The sequence below is a fragment of the Persicobacter diffluens genome, from assembly GCF_036244895.1.
GTDB classification, from domain to species: domain Bacteria; phylum Bacteroidota; class Bacteroidia; order Cytophagales; family Cyclobacteriaceae; genus Persicobacter; species Persicobacter diffluens.
Genome location: NZ_BQKE01000015.1, coordinates 1 through 17,556 on the forward strand (window position 1 = coordinate 1; position 17,556 = coordinate 17,556).

A 17,556-nucleotide genomic window follows, 5' to 3' on the forward strand; every position below is an offset into this window, starting at 1 on the left:
AAAAAGCATATCATCCGGCCGCAAATTCGAATTATTGGAAGCGATTTTGGATAATTTCTCAACAATAGCGATACTATGCGCTCAAAATAATCGGGTATCGCCTCTGCAATAAACAAATTTTCGCTGCGAATATTGGCTTTTTTAATCCGCTCTAAAAAATCAGCTATTATATGCATCCGCTCAGGACACACATCGAACGCATCACGCCACTTACCGATCAGGAGTTTAGTTATATACTCGGGCATTTTGAAGAAAAAAACTCAGAAAGCATCAATATCTGGTGCAAGCCGGTACTTATGACCGGTTTGATAACTGGGTGCTTGGGGGTTGTCTAAAGGCATTTTACACGGATCAGGAGGGTAAGGATCATATCTTGCAGTTTGCCGCTGAAGACTGGTGGATTGCGGATTATCAGGCTTATTTTAATCAGACGCCTGCCACCATTAATATTGACTGTATGGAAGATTGTCAACTGCTTCAGCTTTCGGTACACAAACGGGAGAAAATTTGCTCCGAGATGCATAAAATGGAGCATTTTTTTCGAAAAAAAAGTAACCAGCGGTTACATTGCTTTGCAACAACGCATCCTGTCTTTATTGACCCATAACCCTCGTGGTCGTTATGAGGAATTTTTGCGCTTATACCCTAATTTGAGCAGTCGTATTCCTAAAAAATATATCGCGGCTTACCTGGGGTTTCTAGAGAAACGCTCAGCCGCCTTTACAATGAAAATTAGCCCAAATGATTCATTGCCAGATTCAGGGCGGCCCGGTAAGCGCGTGTTTATAAGCTAAAATTGCTTCCAATAATTCGAATTTGCGGCGGGATGGTGCGCTTTTAAGTATGCTCTAAGGGTAAAAAAGTGTGACGTGCCGCACTTTTTTTTTGTGTTTTCCCTCCTTCTGCCTCAGGAACACTTTCCTCAATTTTGCATCATTGAAATCAGCGCATGTTTAAAATTCAAACATCGATTTCAATAATTCGGATTTGCAGCCGAATGGTGTGCTGTTAAATGCGCTCTAAGTATGAATAATCCGGCTTAACCCATTAACAGGAAATAAAACGACCATGATCACGATTATCGCCAATGGCAAGTAAAGCAGATGCGCTGCAAGAGGTATTGTCCATGCTCCCGGTGTTGCAGGCGAAAGTACTGCTGAGCCGGGGTAATTCTCGCCTATCAGGCATTTCAGGATCTTCATGCGCCCACCATGCTCTGGCTTTATGAAAGCTATCAGAACAGGGAGGCGCTGGAAGCCCATAAAGGTTGCTGCCCACTATCAGGAATTGGTTACTGGCGAAAATCCTCCCCTTGTTGGAGCATCGGGAAGTGAAGCTGCTCAAACCACTATAGCCATCACGCAAAACAGGAGAAGTCCTGTAAATTCAATTATTCATAAGAAAGGTCATTTCGATCTTTCAATATTAATTCATTATTGACATGAAATCATTCATTAAAATTTTAATGTTGGGCGTACTTTTGTTTTCCCAATACAATAGCCATGCACAAAAAGCAAAAATTCTTTTCGTGGTAACGAGTCACCAGCAGCTCGGTAATACCGGTAAGGAAACCGGTTACTACCTGAGTGAGGTAGCGCACCCCTGGGAGGTGTTAACCAATGCCGGTTATGAAATTGATATCGTCAGCCCTAAAGCCGGTCAAGCCCCGGTAGATGGCTTCGACCTGGAAGATAAGGTGAACAAAGCGGTTTGGGAAGATCCTGCTTTCCAACAAAAAATTCAGCATACCCTAAAGCCTGAAGCAGTGAAATGTGGCGGACTATGTGGCCATTCACTTTGCCGGAGGACATGGTACAATGTGGGATTTTCCTAAGGATAAAAATTGGCCGATATTGCCGCGGAAATTTATGAGAATGGGGAGTGGTGAGTGCGGTTTGCCACGGGCCGGCAGGCTTGATTAATATTCAGCTTAATGATGGGCGCTATCTGGTAGAGGGCAAAACCATTAGCACCTTCACCAATGAAGAGGAGGCGGAGATGCAATTAGAGGAAGTGGTGCCCTTTGCCCTGGAAACCGCTCTGATTGAAAAAGGAGCCCGCATTGATAAAGCGGAAACTGGGCGGAAAAGTTTCGGTTGATGGTCGATTGGTGACCGGCCAGAATCCGGCCTCCGCGCATTTATTAGGGGAAAAAGTAGTGCAGGTTTTGCAGCAAAACTAATTTAAAAAATGCTTTATGAGCGTGTTTAAAAGCATCCCCTCCAGCCGCAAATTCGAATTATGGGAAGCGATTTTGGATAATTTCTTAACAATAGCGATACTATGCGCTCTAAGTAATCGGGTATCGCTTCTGCAATAAACAAATTTTCGCTGCGAATTTTGACTTTTAAACACGCTATAAACCCGAATTATTCACAACTCAATCCATTCAATCAAGTCAGTGGGGCTTATATTCAGTTTGTTATAGTTGTTTTTCTTTGGTTTTTGTACAGCCCAAATTTGGCAAGCGTGCTTGCTCTTCCTTCCTCTGTTTCCTTGGACAAAAACTCGAAATAGCGGACTATTCCTTCATTTTCCCGACTTGCAGTTAAACGAGGGTTTAGAGTAGGCATTCTTTCGGGTTAAAATCATTTCCAATAATCCGAAATTGCAGTAGGGCAGTGGTGTTTTTAAACACGCTTTGTAAGGAGATTGGTAAATGAAGGAGATTACCAACTTTTTCAAATTTTATAATTTTAGAAGCATTTATTTTATTAAGCGAATATTATGACCAAATAAGTGAGCGAGGCTTAACAATAGCTATCAATAATACTTACAAAGGTAATAACCAAAGCCTGTTGAATATGAAGTATTTATTAACTATTGTATTGATATTTTTATTTGTGCCCTACAGCCTGGGCCAAACAAATTTCACCACTCCAAACATTCTTTTAATGCCAATTCTAAAGGAGGATGTTACGGCTGTGTGGGATGAATCCAATTACCCGTATAAAACCGTATACGACTATCGTATATTAACATTTAAGGAAAAAGTATTTTTTATTACGGATAGGGAGTGGATATCTTCTTATGATACCAAAACTGGAGAGTTTAACAATTATCCAGCATTATCTGCGAAATACCTGTTTATTAAAGATGAGGTATTATTTGCCCTAGCTGGTAATCAAATTTATTATTTTACTTTAAATGATTGGGTGCTGATGAGTTACCCTTCTCGGGATATGGATTATGCCCAATTTAAAAAGGCTTTTGAAGAGAAAAAAATAGGGGTTTATGCCGATCAGGAAGCTTTATATTTGAAGTTGTTGATTGACGAACCGGAGAATTATAATAGCAAATATCCATGGATAGAGTGTATCAAAATCCAAAAAGGAAAAGTTGACTATCTGGAAGAAACTCCCTCGCATTTTTCCGCTGACACATTTTTTCCTTTGGATTTATTTGGTTTTAAAAAAGCTACATCAGGCCTAGAGAATCCTACAAAGACAGAAAAATTATCTGAATTTTTAGATTCCCCATATTATAACTATGTGGAAGAGTACAAAGGTGTATTTGATCCCGAGTCAACCGGATTATTCTGGGATTATGAATTGTATGAGGATCATAATGTGTTAAAGATTAATGATTTATATTATAAGATTAATACCAGAGATTTAGACCCTTTATTGGAAAGAATCACTCCAAAAGCCTTAGTTGATAAAAATGAAATTTACATCAATGTGGGAGGACCTGAAAAAGGGCTTTATCAATCTGATGAAAAGTTTTTGACTTTTAATGCAAGTAAGACTGTTTCCAGCTCCTCTGAGGATTTTATCAGTTTATTTTCGGCCAGAGACGGCTATTTCACTTATCGAATTCCGATAGAGAATGGAAATTATGTGGTGGAATTCTTTTGGTTATACCTGCAAAACCGTGTGCCGGCTATGATGGATATGACCATCAATGGTAAACGATTTTTATCAAACTATGAGCCCGATCCCGAAAAATATATTACCCAGGAAAGATCTAATGTAGAGGTGACAGATGGCTATATCGAGATTTCATTTACTGAAAGCCGAAAGGCAGGGCCTGAACAAATTCCTACATTGAATGCGATCCAAATACGAAAACCACCTAAGGTACGAAGTATTAACGCCGGGAGTACCAGCACATCTTATATTCAATCTGATGCTAACGGTATAGACCAATATTATGTTGGGGGGCGTACTTATATTGAGCCTGGTTATGATCTATTGTCCACTTCAAAATTGAAGAGCGAACGATTTGGAATCTTTTCTTATGAGATTCCTGTAGAAGAGAAAGGGTTATACAAGGTGAATCTTCATTTTTTTGAAAATTATTTGGGGAAAGCAGTCCCTTATCCTCAAAGCATGCCAAGAGCTTTTAGTGTAGATATTAATAATCTAACCATGTTAGAGGAGTTTTATTTTTATCTATATAAAAAAGGCACACCAAGTTTTTACGTACCGGCGGATTCTCTGATTAAGATTGATTTTTACCCAGGACGGAGAAGTCGGAACCTGCCTATGGTGAATGCCATTGATTGGGCAAAAGTGGAAAGCGTACCCAATTTATATGTTAGTTGCGGAGAGCCTGTTTGGCCTTACAGAGGCCGGGTTTACAATAAATATGGGATTTACCGGGCTTTTGATGCGGATAGTTATTTCGTTGGGGGACAGGTGTATAGAGGAGGGGTTCTGATTTTTTATATGACTGGGAAAGATATGGTAAGGATTTTAAGTATGTGCTTCCCACTGAAAAGGGAGAAAAATATACCCTGACATTGTATTTTGAAGAGATTTACCATGAGCAAGTGGGTATGCGGCGTTTTAATGTTTCAGTGGATGGCTTTGATATATTGGAAAATTTGGATATTATTTCAGAGTCTGGCGGAAAATATATTCCGCTACAAAAGTCTTTTTCGATTGAAGCAAAAAGTGAACTTACAGAAATTCGATTTTATTTAGGGGAATACGGAATTGATAACGCCAAAGTATCCGCTATTTCATTAGAAAAAGCGGGGCAGGAGAATCTAAGAATGACGAATGGAGAGCAGGCAGGAGTAAAAGAAACTACCCTTTGGCCCAACCCCAATAATGGAATCTTTACTATTTTATCTCAGGAGCCTCTGCTCGATATTGTGGCATTTAACTTGTTGGGAATTAGGGAAAAACTCACCTTTGAAAAAAGGGGAAACTTATACGAAGTTAAATTCTCCAATGGTATCCCGAAGGGTACATATGTATTAAAGCTGCAAAAGGAAGGAAGAGTAGAATCACTTAAAGTAGTGGTTATCAATTAAATAAAAGCGCCGGTTCAAAAAGTGGAAAACAAGGCTCAATACTGATATTAAGCCTTGTTTTCATGCCTTTATTTCGCAATACTCACCCGGCTCACCCCAGTCAACCGATGAATGGCCGTAACCGATTTCCCGGATTCCAAAAGCGCCATCATGCTATCCTACTGATGGTGCTTCCGGAAGTTTTTCGAGCCGGGTTTTCTGCCTTTGAATTTCCCCTCGACCTTCTCCAGTGCAATGCCCGCGAGGGTCTTCTCTTTGATCACTTCCCGTTCTAATTCCGCGAACTCAGCCAGAAAAACCTCAGCGAATCAAAGGAGACAAAAGCAGCAAAAACTGGTAATCCAAGATTTTCAGGAAGATCTGCGCACAGGGATCTCTTCAAAAGCGAAAGATTTAGATAAAGATGTTAATCAGTTTTTGGTTGAGTTGAATATCAATAAATTGTAGATTGGAGGAGATTAGGACAATTTGTCCTAACCTCTTTTTTCTACTGATTTTTTTAGCCTTAAAATAAGCTCCTGGATGAAAACAATATTGCAAATTTCTCCAACTCAACACTGTTTAAATAGGGAGTTAGAATCTATACTTTAAAACCTGGATTCTAATTTTAAGTGCAAGTTTATTTGGCATAAAAAAAAGGTATCCGGTACCTTTGAAATTTAAATCTAATTGCACTTAAATAAGAAATAACAATGGCCCAGATTACCCTGACACAAAGATATGAAATTGAAGCGTTAGTTAAAATAGGGTTCAATAAAACAGCTATTGCTGATAAAGTTGGATTTCATGTATCGACTATAGGGAGAGAAATAAAGCGTTGTCGTAAAGGGTATTACGACGCTGATACGGCGCATAGTAAGTACCTGGCCAATCGTAAAAATAATCGGGAACCGTATAAACGGACCCCTGAAATGGAACAAGTAATTCGTAAGTTTCTTATTGATAATGATTTCAGCCCAGAACAAATAGCTGGAAGATGCAAAGAGGAAGGGACTCCTATGATCTCAGTTGAAGGAATTTATCAATTCATTTATAGTGTCCCTGAATTGGCTAATCACCTTAGGATCAGTAAGGGGAAAAGGAAAAAACGGAAATCTAATTCAAAAAATGGATCAAAAATTCCAGATCGGAAACCTATTCATATTCGACCCACGGAGGCTGATAATAGATCGGAGTTTGGGCATATTGAACTTGATGTTGTGGTAGGGACCAAGGAGAAGTCAAATGTTTTGGTTACGGCTGTTTGTAGAAGGTCTAGATATACATTGATCGGAATAGCATTAAGCAAATCAGATAAAGATGTTTTGAAAGCTTTAGAAGATATGGCTTCAAGATCTTTAATACCTTGGAAGACGGTTACTTGTGATAATGGGAAAGAATTTGCATGCCATAAAGAATTAGAAGCCTCTGTTGGTTGTGTGGCCTACTTTGCAGACCCTTACGCCAGTTGGCAAAGGGGTACCAATGAAAACACAAATGGCCTAATAAGACAGTACTTTCCTAAAGGGAAATCAATGGACAATATCAAAATGAATTCAGTACTCCAAGTAGAAGAAACCCTCAATAATCGCCCAAGAAAGAAATTGAATTTTTGGACGCCTATCGAATATATTCATGGTGAAAGAAAAAATTTGATCACCATCAATAAAACTTGCATTTAAAATTGGAATTCAAGGTTTTCGATTTGCAGCCCTCCAAAAATCGGCACCTTTTTTCTTTTTTCTTGTCAAGGTTAGAAAATCTTTTTGGGCTTTTTGTCGATAGCTTCTAGGTTTCTTAGAATCTGTTTTAACAAATTTCCATAATATATCGATGATTTTTTCTGATTCAATACGAGCCTTATTGATCAAAGCCAGGTCGGTCGGATAAGGAATTTCTTGCACCGCTACAGTAGCGTCAACTGATATTGAGTTTTCAATTTCAGGCTTATTAGAATTTGTATTACTTTCTACATCTTTTTCATCACGAAGTTCGCTTTGCTCATCAATACTAACGTCATGACTCTGGAGTAAGTGACTTAAATCATTAAAGTCTTTTATGGTCAATCGCTTTCTAATTGTCGGAAATAATGAAGAATCAAATACCTGATCATGTTGGAATTTATGCAATTCAACAAAGTATTGTAGATATGGACTTTCTTTGATTTGTTCAATTGTTTCTCTATCAGACAACTTGTATTTGTGTTTGATAATCAAGGCTCCAATCACTAATCGCGCTGGTTTAGGTCTAGCTCCTTTGTCGGAGGACATGTTCCGTTCATAGATCCTTTTTAATTGACGCCAAGGAATTTCTTTGGCCAAAATAATCCATCTGTTATTGGGATTAAGGACTCCCAAATAAGGGTCCATAAAATCAGAAATCTCGAGTTGATCAGGGAATGCTTAATCATGGTGCAAGCAAAAAAAGTAGGAAAGGAGCCCTGGGGCTATTTAAAGGACAATTTACTAAATTTCCCCTTGCACTAAAAGAGATTCAAAGTGTTTTATTAGGTTGATTTTCAGTCGTTTTTAGATAGCTCTCGATATTTCAGCAGACCCTATTTACTGTTAGATTTAGTATTTAACCTTAAATAACTTATTTACAGTTCAATAAGGTTATGTTTGTTAATGTATTAATCGCCCAAATTTGGGGCAATTAATAACACCTGTATTGAACTGATGGTGAAACCATTGGATGAATACATTTAGCGGTGAATTATTCGGATTAACGCGACAGTATCTCTTTACCCTTCCTTCAAAAAAGTATTTTCGAAAAACCCAAAAGCCCATAAAGGCAGGGTGTTTTGGCTTCCTCTGATGATGCCATCCTTTACCACAAAGGCTTCTTCAATACCTTTTATTTGCTGATTAGTCTTGTTTCGGCCGCCAATTTCAAAGGTCCATTTCTTATTCAGGATAAAATCTGATTTTTTGGAATCATTAGCCAGGAATCCGGCATTTTTAACCGCATTTAGAAAGAAAGTTTCCCGGACGTTTCCAATTTCAGGCGTTCCGCTTAGGGCATAGGCAAGGTTAGTATTTTCGAAATATATTTTTTCCGGCTTGGGTAAAAGGTTAAATCCTTTAGTATCTGAAATCAGTAAATTGAGTATTCTCGCTCGTTCCAGCAAATGAAAAGCCAGCGCTATTTCATCCCGGTGAATACCTGTTTTTTTAGAGAGCTCCGCAATATTGGGTTTATAAGGGACCATATCTGCAATTATCCCCAGGACTTTTTTGATTTTTTGTCCTTTCGCCAGCGTCATGGATTCTAGTTTTAATAAATCAATATCAATCACCTGTTCCAGTGCTTTTTTTAGCCGAAAATGGAAGTTCGGCTCCACGGTAAAGGGGTAATAGCCTTCAGATAAATACTCATGAAAACGTGGCAGCAGGTTCTCCTCACCAATCAGATTTAAGTGTTCTTCATATTGGTGGTTGAAAATGTCATCAAGGCTTAATGGGGGTAGTCGGAGCTGATATTTCAAATCCAGATACTCCTGAAAAGTCATACCATCCATTTGGTATTGTACCACCCGCCGGCTTAAATCATACTCTCCTTTGTAAATATTGAGAATGGAAGAGCTCGTGAAAACAACCCTGAGGTCAGGGTAGCTATCATATATGTTCTTTAATTCCTGAGACCAATTGGGATACTTATGCACCTCATCCAGATAAAGAAATCGCCCACCAAAAGCATAAAACTCATCCACCACATCCACTAAAGTCCTGTTGGAAAAAATCAAATCGTCCAATGAAGCAAATAATACCTGCTGAAGATCAGGGTGTTTTAGTTTGATCTGTTGTAGAATCCAGGTGGTTTTACCGACTCCTCTGGCGCCAATAATAGCCGTCATCCGGTTATTCCAATCAATATTAAACCTACGCTGGAAGTTTAAACTAGTATTTTTCAGAATATTCAGAAATGTCCGCTGTAGTTTTTCCATTAAAATGCCTTGTTTTCAAGGCAAAATAACCAAAATTAATCACTTATTCAGGGCATTTCACTTATATTTGCTTAAATCTCTAAAAAGAAGCTGATGCGTGCTTATGGTCAACACACTTTTGTGATCGATGGAAAAAATACAACGCAGAAGCAAATTCAAGGACTAGACCATGCGTTCGTGGTCAAGGATGATATTGAATATGGGGAAGGCCGAGTCATTCCGCTTTGGGCATTTGGAATGTTGTATTAATGAAGGTGTAAGTAAGCATGGAAATTCCCTTCATTTTGAAAAATTTTGAACGGGTAGGGTAGTAGTTCTCGGTAGGAAGCAAAAAAAATCAGAATACCAGTGAGTTAGGGTATTCTGATTTTGGATAGGGTTAGGGTATAATCTAAATTTAGCCAAATTTCAATTTAAGCCTCAATTTATAGCAGGGAGCTATGCCCAAAAGTGGTGTTCAGGAAGTCGAAGTTAAGCGGCCTGTTTGATCTCTTCGCCGTCTTTAAATTTAACTTCTCTGATTACTTTTTCAATGGTTTTATAGCCCCGTATTCGATTCCAGTTTTTCTCCGCACACATGCCGAGTTTGAATATCATATGGAGCATTCCGTCCCGATCCAAGCAACCCTTTGATCGCTTCGTACGATGTCTGATCGTCCCAAAAGCGGACTCTATCGGATTGGTGGTTCGGATGCTTTGCCAATGTTCGGCGGGAAAGTCGTAAAAATTCAGCAATTCATCACGGTCTTTTTGTAAACAAATTGCAGCTTTCGGATACTTTGCCTCATAAGTATCTATGAATAAGTCAAATGCTTTATCGGCTTCGTCTTTGGTTTCGGCCATCCATATTTGATGGATTTTGTCCTTAGCCTTTTGTTGAGCCGATTTGGGTAAGCAATTCAAAACATTGCCGGTTTTATGCATCCAGCAGCGTTGCGCCTTTGTTTTAGGGAATTCTTCATACAACTAGACATTTATTGATTTGGGGCAAATTTTCCGATCATGGCTTAAGAAGTGAATCAGGATATACTCGCCCAATTTTCTATTCTGTAATCAGCTTCTGCGATGCATTCGACTCCTTTTCGAAAAACGGAAATGGATCTGTACCTTTTACCATTGGCATAAGTTTTCAGACTAACACTTTTGTACTTTTTCAACCCATGAGCTATGGATACCGAATATGCAAAAACGACAATAGCCATCATTAACCGGCATCTATCTGCTCCCTGAACATTCATTTTTTCAAGGTCAAAACCATTGGTCTTCAAATGTCTGAAACATGTCTCAATTTGCCATCGCTTCCGATAGTCCTCAGCTACTTTATATGCGTTTTTAGATAGATTTGTCAGAAGGAAAATCACAGGTTCCTTTTCCGCATCTTCACTTTTCTTGATGACCATCCAGCAATTGTCTCCGGCTTCAAACTTCATCTTAGCGGACATCGTTTTGCCCTTCACCTTACTATTTATGACTTTTGAAATCATTTGCGCTTTCGTCATAGATTTTTCATTCCACTGATTCTTAAAGTTGCATTCTTTTACCCGAAGCACATATTTAAAGCCGTTATCCTCAAGGTATTTGATGAATTTCTGTCCTGCGTATTCACGATCAGCCAAGAGAATTTTGCCTTCAAGATTGAATAACTTTGACGCCTCTTCAAGCAACTGAATTCTTTCTTCCTGATTACTGATGCCCTTCTTTTCCAGATTCATGAAATAGATCGGCACAGCTACTCCATTATACAAAATTGCCAAGGTCATGAAATGAAAAGTGCGATCCCCTTGCTTCCAACTGGTGCCATCCACCATCAAAAAATCCCCACCTTTATGCATATGCATGGCGGATAATTGCAATAGATCACTCCATAAATGGGTGTCAGAATATTCCGTAAATATGCGGGTTAAGCGTTTGTAATGACCAGAGGCGGAAGTACTCTGATTTTCTAAAATGCTACCTATGCAATCTTTCACTTTATTAAGACATACGGTTCCTTTTCGGATGATACCTAAACTTAAAGCGAGTACATTTTTCCAGCAAGCTTTACCCCATTTTGGAAATTCTTGCGTAAGTTTGCTGTGAAGCGAATTGAACATAGATCTTTGTTGGTGTGGGAACCCAAAGTTACTATTGTTGATTCGCTTTTTACGTTTTTAGGCAAAAATGTCTAGCTGTATGCGAAAATAGGTGGACAAATAAATACCCCTTTTTACTTTTTATCCGGCACCTAATCAACTGTTACTTAACTGCTTTAGCTTCATGGTGCCATGTAGCCAACCCGCCGAATGAGGGATCCATTCCTCATCGGTGAACGATTGTGGCCGGTCATTTTTTTTGGTTGCCATTACATCCAATACGAAAGGTGCACCCACTGAAAAACCGCTGGTGATAACGCCTCTCGACTGGAACCAAGTACCGAAAGTACGGTTACCAATTCCGCAAATCATCCCTACTGGAATAGCCGTATTTTTAGGTTGGTCGGTGCTGCAAACCACACAACCCACGTCTTGTGCCTCCTGTGTCAAACCGGAGTTTAGCCCTGCAATCCACTGCAAATTACCATAGGCAATCTGCTCAAATTCATCTTCTTGATAATGTTTGCTCAAGGCAAAACAGGTCTCTGCTAAATACCCGTAAATGCTGTTCATCCCGTGGAACGGTCCGGCAAACCATACGCAATCCCCATTCAGTTTGACGGTATTTGGCAACAAAGAGAACGGATTTTGTCGCGCCGCAGGAATCAGGAATCCATAGGCAAAATCATGGATAATGTCTTCAGCCAATTGTTTATCTTCTTCACTGAAATCCCCATTGACAATCTGTAGTAAGTCCAAAATACGTGGTGGAATCAATCCGCCCGAATCTACGCCATAAACATGGTCAAGGATCGAATGCACCCACATGCTTTCAAGGTGATCGGTAGTATCAAATTCTTTGAATACCCCATAAATTCCCTGTACCGCATTTTCCGCTTTGAGCTGTCGGTCACGCAATTGTTTCAGATAAGTACTGACTCCCTGCTTGGAGATTAACTTATTTTTGTCCCCTCAACAATAATCGCCACGAAATTGAACAATTCCCGTGTTGGCCACTCCCTTCTGGTGGAAGAATATCAGCATCAATACCTCTTTGAACCGTACTGAACCCAAACTGAGGAGACGTTGTGCTGCGCAGATATTCCATCCTTTCAAAATGTAAGACTTAAGATTTTTCTTCTCTGCATAGTCGGGCAATGCCTGATAAGTCTGAATCAATGACAAAACCGCTTTGGAGGCATCATTAGGCAATACGACCTTTTTGTTTTCCAGTAAATCGTGTACAAAACTCCCTGTTGCATATCCTTTTGCTGCGGCATAATCGGCGGTAGCAACCATATAATTGGCTCCAACAATAATTTGCTCTTCCAATGATTTTTTGAACTGCTCATCATAAAGTTCACCGCCGTTGAGGTACATGTTCAGCAAGCCCATCAACATAGAAGACTGCGCTGGAGACTCGGCCCATTTGGTCCCTGCATCCTGCCAACCCATTTGCAATCCTGTAAAGTGAAAACGACGCTGAAGCATATCTACCGAACAGTAGTTGTAAGTGTCGTCCCACAAAATGTCTTTTTTAACCGTGCATCGCCCATCGCGGATCATCACTTCTGCACCTAATCGGTGCTCCACATGGTAATTCCCTTCGGCAACGCCTTTAAAAGTGGCGATCCACCACTGCGCCCCCATACATTTCCCCATTTGACCCAGTTTTGTTCATAAGCTGTATCAGATTGCTCGCCGACCAAATGACAGCTCCCTGTTCAAATTCATAGGCTGCCGGCAAGCGTAAAATAACTTTGATCGGGCGGTCAGGATGATAACCAATCTGAGAAAACAGCAATCCAAAAACCTCTTCTTGGGAGGTTGCAGTTGCTGCTAATTTATTGATGTATTGATATAGGCTACTGTTCAAAACGATTCAGGTTTATGTGAAAAATCTTCAATCTCTTGTTGTGTCGGGATAGAACTTTGCGCGCCCAATCGCTGGACCGTAATCCCGCTGCTGCATTGGCAAAGACAATCGCCTCCGGAATGGACGTACCATCAACAATCGCCTTGGCGAAACATCCGCAGAAGGTATCCCTGCTGCAGTGGTGTCCTCAACCTTTACTTTATTGGCCGGCACAAAACCCGCCCTTCTGCATTGGCATAAGCAACGCCGTCACCACCCATGGTGATGATCGCACATTTAACACCCAGCTTCAACAGGGCCATCATGGCTTGCTGAGCATTTTCCGGCGAGATCTCAGCAATTTCGGTGATAAAGGCCGCTTCCACTTCATTGACAATCAGATAGTCAATGCCCTGAAAAATCTTTTTGTCCTTCGGGATCGCCGGCGCATAATTCCAGACAATTGGCGTCTTGTGTGCCACCGCTTCCGAGATGATCAACTCGTTGGTTTGCTCAGGGATTTCATTTTGCAAAACCACCACGGAGGCATCATGAATCAGTGCCTCATTTTTTGAAACAGCAGTGGGGCCAACTTTTGGTTTGAGCCCGAGTCCACTGCCAAATAATTATGCCCTTCTTCACCAACCATCACAAAGGCGCATCCGCTGTTGACTCCATCAATATACTCGACATGATCGCAATTGATCTGATCGTTCTCAAAATTGCTGATCATCTCCGCAGTATAATTATCCTGCTTCCCCACTGCGGTAATGAAAGTAACCTCCCCACCCGAACGGGCGGCTGCCACGGCCTGATTTGCTCCCTTGCCCCCAAAATACTGGTGGAAATTTGCATTCGTAACGGTCTCACCGACTTGAGGCAATCGTGGCATTTTCATTACCAAATCCACGTTGGATGAACCAATAACCAATATATTCTTCATAGTTAAAAATGATGTGTGGCTGATAAAAAATAGGTGCCTTCAGGCTTAGTCAGCTAACTGAGCCATCGCTTCTTCTAACATATCGATTGTTGCTGTCGCTCCTGCGCGGTGGCAACCAATTTCTTTGACTTCCAAAAGTCTTTTCAGGCTACGGATACCGCCTGAAGCTTTGATTTTTACGTTCGGTCCAACGCTCGCTTTCATCAATTTAAGCACCTGATCAGTAGCACCTTCATAGCTGAAACGGCCATCATCACCTTTAACAAATCCAAAACCGGTGGAAGTCTTTACGTAATCCGCTTCTACCTCTGTACAGATCTGACACAACTTAACGATTGACGCCTCTTCCGTGATATAATCCGTCTCAAAAATCACTTTCAAAGATGCTCCACGCTCATGACAAGCGTCTGCCAAAGCCTTGATCTCTTCTTTCAAATAAGCCCAGTCTTTTTGCATCGCCTTGCCGATGTTGATGACCATATCGATCTCCTGTGCACCATCCTTGATCGCTTGTACCGTTTCGTAAACTTTTACATCGATTGATGAATTCCGCCAGGGAAACCTACCACACAACCTACTTTAACGGCTGTTCCTGCCAATAATTTTTGGCTTGGTCCACTGCGAAAGGCTTCACACAAACGGAAGCAACATTGTATTTGGCCGCTACCTGGCAGCCAATTTCCAAATCTTTGTCCGTTAATTGTGGGTGAAGGATCGTATGATCGATCATGGATGCTAATTCTTGCACATTGCTCATAGTTGTAAATTTATTTTTGCTCAATTAATTCATTATCGAGCTGGTTTTGGATTAATAATATTCTAATTAAGAGGACTCAATGAAGACCACCTCCATTATCAGTCGTTTCCTTATTTTGTTCCGATAGAGTTCCCTCTTAAAAGTTGATCTTATTGTTGATGTATTCTCCTCCATATTCCTGCTTGTCATAGAGCTTTAGTGATTGTATGACTTTTTTGATGGAAGCATTGTTGATCTGATTCACTTCGATACAGTTCATCACCCTCAGGGCCACGAAAGGATTTTGATGTTGTAGGAGTTGCTCAATCTTCGCTAAAGCATCGGCCGTAAAGCCGTGCGTGTAAAGTACCTCTGCAGTACTCGCTTGCACTGCCGCATTGGTATCATCGAGCATATCTTTGAGTTGATCAACGATATGCGGTGGCAATTTCTTTTGTAACATACACCCATTCACTCCCAAAACCGGACAGCATCCACTTCACTTTGCATCAGTTTACTCAAAACAGAAAAGTCATCTGTGGAAGTTGCATCCATGCCGCTGCTCTGATTACTTTCATGGGCTGTGTCTTAGCATATAAAGTGTATGGGATTTTTTGTTTTTGACAATGAGCATAAAAATCAGCCTCAGGAATAAACCAATGTCATTGGTTCGTTCCATTTCCTGTTTCAACGCTTTACGGAATCGGTTCAGTATTCTTTGAAAGAAGGGTCAGCAGCAAGTTATGAATGTTTTCAGGGTCTGCATCGCAGTCGTACAGCTCTTCTATTGTCCGTGGCTCAAAAAATGCCGACGAAAATTCATCCGTCTGCTGATTATTAAATGCTTTTTCCCAAGCCTTGACGCCTTCGGCTTTCCAAAGAAAATTAATGTGAATCCCGTTTGGATGCTGTGGATAAAAATTACGGACATATCGATATTGCTTATCGCGCAGGCTTCTTACCAAGTCAAGACTTTCATCCATCCGCCCACGGAAGCCATAGCTGTATCGATCCTCCTGCTTGCCAAAAATATCATGCCCCTGATAGGATTTCGGAGGTTAACGCCCCCATAGACAGGATAGTGGCTGGCATATCGATTAGACTGACTAATTGCTGTTCGATATTTTTGAGTTCCTTACCCCGGAACTTCGGAGGAATATAAATAATCAGTGGTATTTTAAGCCAGACTCAAAGGTAAATCGCTTGCTTCTTCCTGCACCCCACCATGATCACTTGAATAAATGATGATCGTATTGTCGAGCTCACCGATTTTTTCAAGATAATCCATCACATATTTATATTCCAAATCCATCATCGCCATGAATTCATAATAGGAGGCAAAGTCATTTCGGACTTCAGGAATATCCGGCAAATATTTAGGGATTTTTACCTGCTCAGGCTGGATATGGTAAGGTTGCTTATCCACCTTCGACCTCAGTACTGTCGATATACTCGAAACTGTCCCGAAAATATTATAGCGGTCTTTTTGTGGTGAAGACGTGTCTCATGACTGATCCACGTATTGTAAAATATAAAGAAGGGTTGTTTTTCCTTTCGCCCTTCCAAAGACTCATTGATGTCCCAAAAATCATCCTTGTCCCAGACATTTTTTGGACAGGAAGCATTATAATCTTTCTTAAATCTTAGCGTGGTGAAATATCCGTTTTCCCTTAAAAGTGCAGGAAAGTAAACAATGGAAGAATCCATCTCCACCTTACATCGCATATGCTCCGTACCAATAGAAGTGGCAAAACTCCCGTGATAATCGAAGAGCGCGAAGGCGCACAAACCGGTGCATTGGCAAAAGCATTCTGAAAAGTGATGCCCTGCTTTGCCAGGCGGTCAAGGTTAGGGTCACCGCAAGTGAATCACCATAGCCCGATAAATGGCTATTATCTCACTCATGAACCATACATATTTGGAGCCGGGACTATCATCCCCTTCCGTGAAATAATCTGTTAAAAAATTTAAGCCACTATATTAAAAAATATTAGCAAATGCTTCATAGCAAACAAGTATTGATAAAGCACGAATTAGCTTGCGGGCGGAAAGGAAAGAGTATAAAAATTTATTTTATGTAGGTGAATACCCATCATCCTTTAAACTAAAGGAAGGATTATTCAACCATTTAGGAAGCCAGCAGAAGGTATGGATCTCCAAAAAAAGGAGAAAAATCACCAATACGACGACAAAAGAGTAAATATATTCTTTGAATGTTTACTTTAAGTATGTCATCCGAGTACTAAGATGGAATAAACGGGAAACATTGCTCCATAAAACAAGAGACTGCATAAAAATTGAAGCGGAATGCCGCTCTATTTCAATCAGGCTCGTTTTAGCGATTTGTCTCCTATTTCAGAATTAGATTGAATTTGGATGAATAACAATGTATATTTTTTATCCTTTCGACTTTTTAATCTCAGTACAATGAAACACCTTTTTTCCTGTTTCCTGCTGTTAATAGTAGTGACTTCGACCAGAATCACCCTGCTGAAAATATAATTTTGAAACATTTACCCGAAAAGAGGGGCTTCGCATTCTCTTATTACCAATACACTCAGGATAAAACGGCTATATGTGGTTTGGCACGCAAGATGGTCTGCTTCGCTACGATGGCTATCATTTCAAAGTTTTTAAGCCTAATAAAGAAGACCCTAAAGTATTCAAAGTTCGTGGATTTCCGAATTATTAGTGGACTCCCGTAATCAACTCTGGATTCGATTTAAGAATGGGGGATCAGCGTATATGATCCCAACACGGAA

21 protein-coding genes and 1 pseudogene are annotated in these 17,556 nt (G+C 40.3%); 6 read left to right on the plus strand and 16 right to left on the minus strand.

Annotated elements, in window-relative coordinates; all coding sequences use genetic code 11:
• Positions 1–245 (minus strand): hypothetical protein (locus tag AAA970_RS27635; RefSeq protein WP_338240160.1); only part of this gene is annotated, 245 nt, incomplete at its 3' end.
• A 35-nt stretch (positions 246–280) separates the two neighbouring features.
• On the opposite strand from AAA970_RS27635, the gene AAA970_RS27640 reads away from it, so the two are divergent.
• The 6 genes from AAA970_RS27640 to AAA970_RS27665 all read left to right on the plus strand — a co-directional run bounded on the left by AAA970_RS27640 (position 281) and on the right by AAA970_RS27665 (position 6,924).
• Entirely contained in the window at positions 281–607 is a 327-nt protein-coding gene (locus AAA970_RS27640) for a Crp/Fnr family transcriptional regulator (protein ID WP_338240161.1), read from the plus strand.
• Between the two features lie 834 nt (positions 608–1,441).
• Positions 1,442–1,834 (plus strand): type 1 glutamine amidotransferase family protein, encoded by a 393-nt coding sequence (locus tag AAA970_RS27645; RefSeq protein WP_338240162.1) that lies wholly within the window; start codon positions 1,442–1,444, stop codon positions 1,832–1,834.
• A 50-nt stretch (positions 1,835–1,884) separates the two neighbouring features.
• Entirely contained in the window at positions 1,885–2,100 is a 216-nt protein-coding gene (locus tag AAA970_RS27650) for a type 1 glutamine amidotransferase family protein (protein ID WP_338240163.1), read from the plus strand.
• 704 nt (positions 2,101–2,804) lie between these two features.
• Positions 2,805–4,742, plus strand: coding sequence for a malectin domain-containing carbohydrate-binding protein (locus tag AAA970_RS27655; RefSeq protein ID WP_338240164.1), 1,938 nt, complete (start codon positions 2,805–2,807; stop codon positions 4,740–4,742).
• The gene (locus tag AAA970_RS27660) at positions 4,706–5,263 is read left to right on the plus strand and encodes a malectin domain-containing carbohydrate-binding protein (protein ID WP_338240165.1); all 558 of its coding nucleotides are present in this window, start codon (positions 4,706–4,708) and stop codon (positions 5,261–5,263) included. Before AAA970_RS27655 ends, AAA970_RS27660 begins: the two co-directional genes overlap by 37 nt.
• Positions 5,264–5,955: 692 nt before the next feature.
• Entirely contained in the window at positions 5,956–6,924 is a 969-nt protein-coding gene (locus AAA970_RS27665; RefSeq protein WP_338236266.1) for an IS30 family transposase, read from the plus strand.
• A gap of 9 nt (positions 6,925–6,933) precedes the next feature.
• On the opposite strand, the gene AAA970_RS27670 is transcribed toward AAA970_RS27665, so the two are convergent.
• From AAA970_RS27670 to AAA970_RS27740, 15 genes and pseudogenes are all read right to left on the minus strand, one after another.
• Positions 6,934–7,611: a transposase gene (locus AAA970_RS27670; protein WP_338240166.1), complete on the minus strand. Its 678-nt coding sequence runs from the start codon at positions 7,609–7,611 to the stop codon at positions 6,934–6,936.
• 374 nt (positions 7,612–7,985) lie between these two features.
• Positions 7,986–9,188 carry an ATP-binding protein gene (locus tag AAA970_RS27675; RefSeq protein WP_338239640.1) on the minus strand — a complete coding sequence of 401 codons (1,203 nt, stop codon included), beginning with the start codon at positions 9,186–9,188 and terminating at the stop codon, positions 7,986–7,988.
• A 471-nt stretch (positions 9,189–9,659) separates the two neighbouring features.
• Positions 9,660–10,154: pseudogene (locus AAA970_RS27680) on the minus strand (transposase); the annotation flags it as partial.
• A 53-nt stretch (positions 10,155–10,207) separates the two neighbouring features.
• Entirely contained in the window at positions 10,208–11,281 is a 1,074-nt protein-coding gene (locus tag AAA970_RS27685) for a transposase (RefSeq protein ID WP_338240167.1), read from the minus strand.
• A 135-nt stretch (positions 11,282–11,416) separates the two neighbouring features.
• The gene (locus tag AAA970_RS27690; RefSeq protein ID WP_338240168.1) at positions 11,417–12,178 is read right to left on the minus strand and encodes a hypothetical protein; all 762 of its coding nucleotides are present in this window, start codon (positions 12,176–12,178) and stop codon (positions 11,417–11,419) included.
• A gap of 54 nt (positions 12,179–12,232) precedes the next feature.
• On the minus strand, positions 12,233–12,922 hold the full coding sequence (locus AAA970_RS27695; protein WP_338240169.1) for a hypothetical protein: 690 nt from the start codon (positions 12,920–12,922) through the stop codon (positions 12,233–12,235).
• Positions 12,879–13,136, minus strand: coding sequence for a hypothetical protein (locus tag AAA970_RS27700; protein WP_338240170.1), 258 nt, complete (start codon positions 13,134–13,136; stop codon positions 12,879–12,881). The genes AAA970_RS27695 and AAA970_RS27700 overlap by 44 nt, the downstream gene beginning before the upstream one ends.
• A gap of 194 nt (positions 13,137–13,330) precedes the next feature.
• A complete protein-coding gene (locus AAA970_RS27705; RefSeq protein ID WP_338240171.1) occupies positions 13,331–13,648 on the minus strand; it encodes a PfkB family carbohydrate kinase in 318 nt (105 codons plus the stop codon).
• A 23-nt stretch (positions 13,649–13,671) separates the two neighbouring features.
• Positions 13,672–14,058 (minus strand): PfkB family carbohydrate kinase, encoded by a 387-nt coding sequence (locus AAA970_RS27710; RefSeq protein ID WP_338240172.1) that lies wholly within the window; start codon positions 14,056–14,058, stop codon positions 13,672–13,674.
• Between the two features lie 45 nt (positions 14,059–14,103).
• Complete coding sequence (gene deoC / locus AAA970_RS27715) at positions 14,104–14,631, minus strand: deoxyribose-phosphate aldolase (protein ID WP_338240173.1); 528 nt, start codon at positions 14,629–14,631, stop codon at positions 14,104–14,106.
• 1 nt (position 14,632) lies between these two features.
• The gene (locus tag AAA970_RS27720) at positions 14,633–14,815 is read right to left on the minus strand and encodes a hypothetical protein (protein ID WP_338240174.1); all 183 of its coding nucleotides are present in this window, start codon (positions 14,813–14,815) and stop codon (positions 14,633–14,635) included.
• Between the two features lie 136 nt (positions 14,816–14,951).
• Complete coding sequence (locus AAA970_RS27725) at positions 14,952–15,257, minus strand: HEAT repeat domain-containing protein (protein ID WP_338240175.1); 306 nt, start codon at positions 15,255–15,257, stop codon at positions 14,952–14,954.
• A gap of 232 nt (positions 15,258–15,489) precedes the next feature.
• Entirely contained in the window at positions 15,490–15,777 is a 288-nt protein-coding gene (locus tag AAA970_RS27730) for a hypothetical protein (protein ID WP_338240176.1), read from the minus strand.
• A 194-nt stretch (positions 15,778–15,971) separates the two neighbouring features.
• Positions 15,972–16,220 (minus strand): sulfatase-like hydrolase/transferase, encoded by a 249-nt coding sequence (locus tag AAA970_RS27735; RefSeq protein WP_338240177.1) that lies wholly within the window; start codon positions 16,218–16,220, stop codon positions 15,972–15,974.
• An 8-nt stretch (positions 16,221–16,228) separates the two neighbouring features.
• Positions 16,229–16,582, minus strand: a complete 354-nt coding sequence (locus tag AAA970_RS27740) for an alkaline phosphatase family protein (protein ID WP_338240178.1) — start codon at positions 16,580–16,582, stop codon at positions 16,229–16,231.
• Between the last annotated feature and the right edge of the window lie 974 nt (positions 16,583–17,556).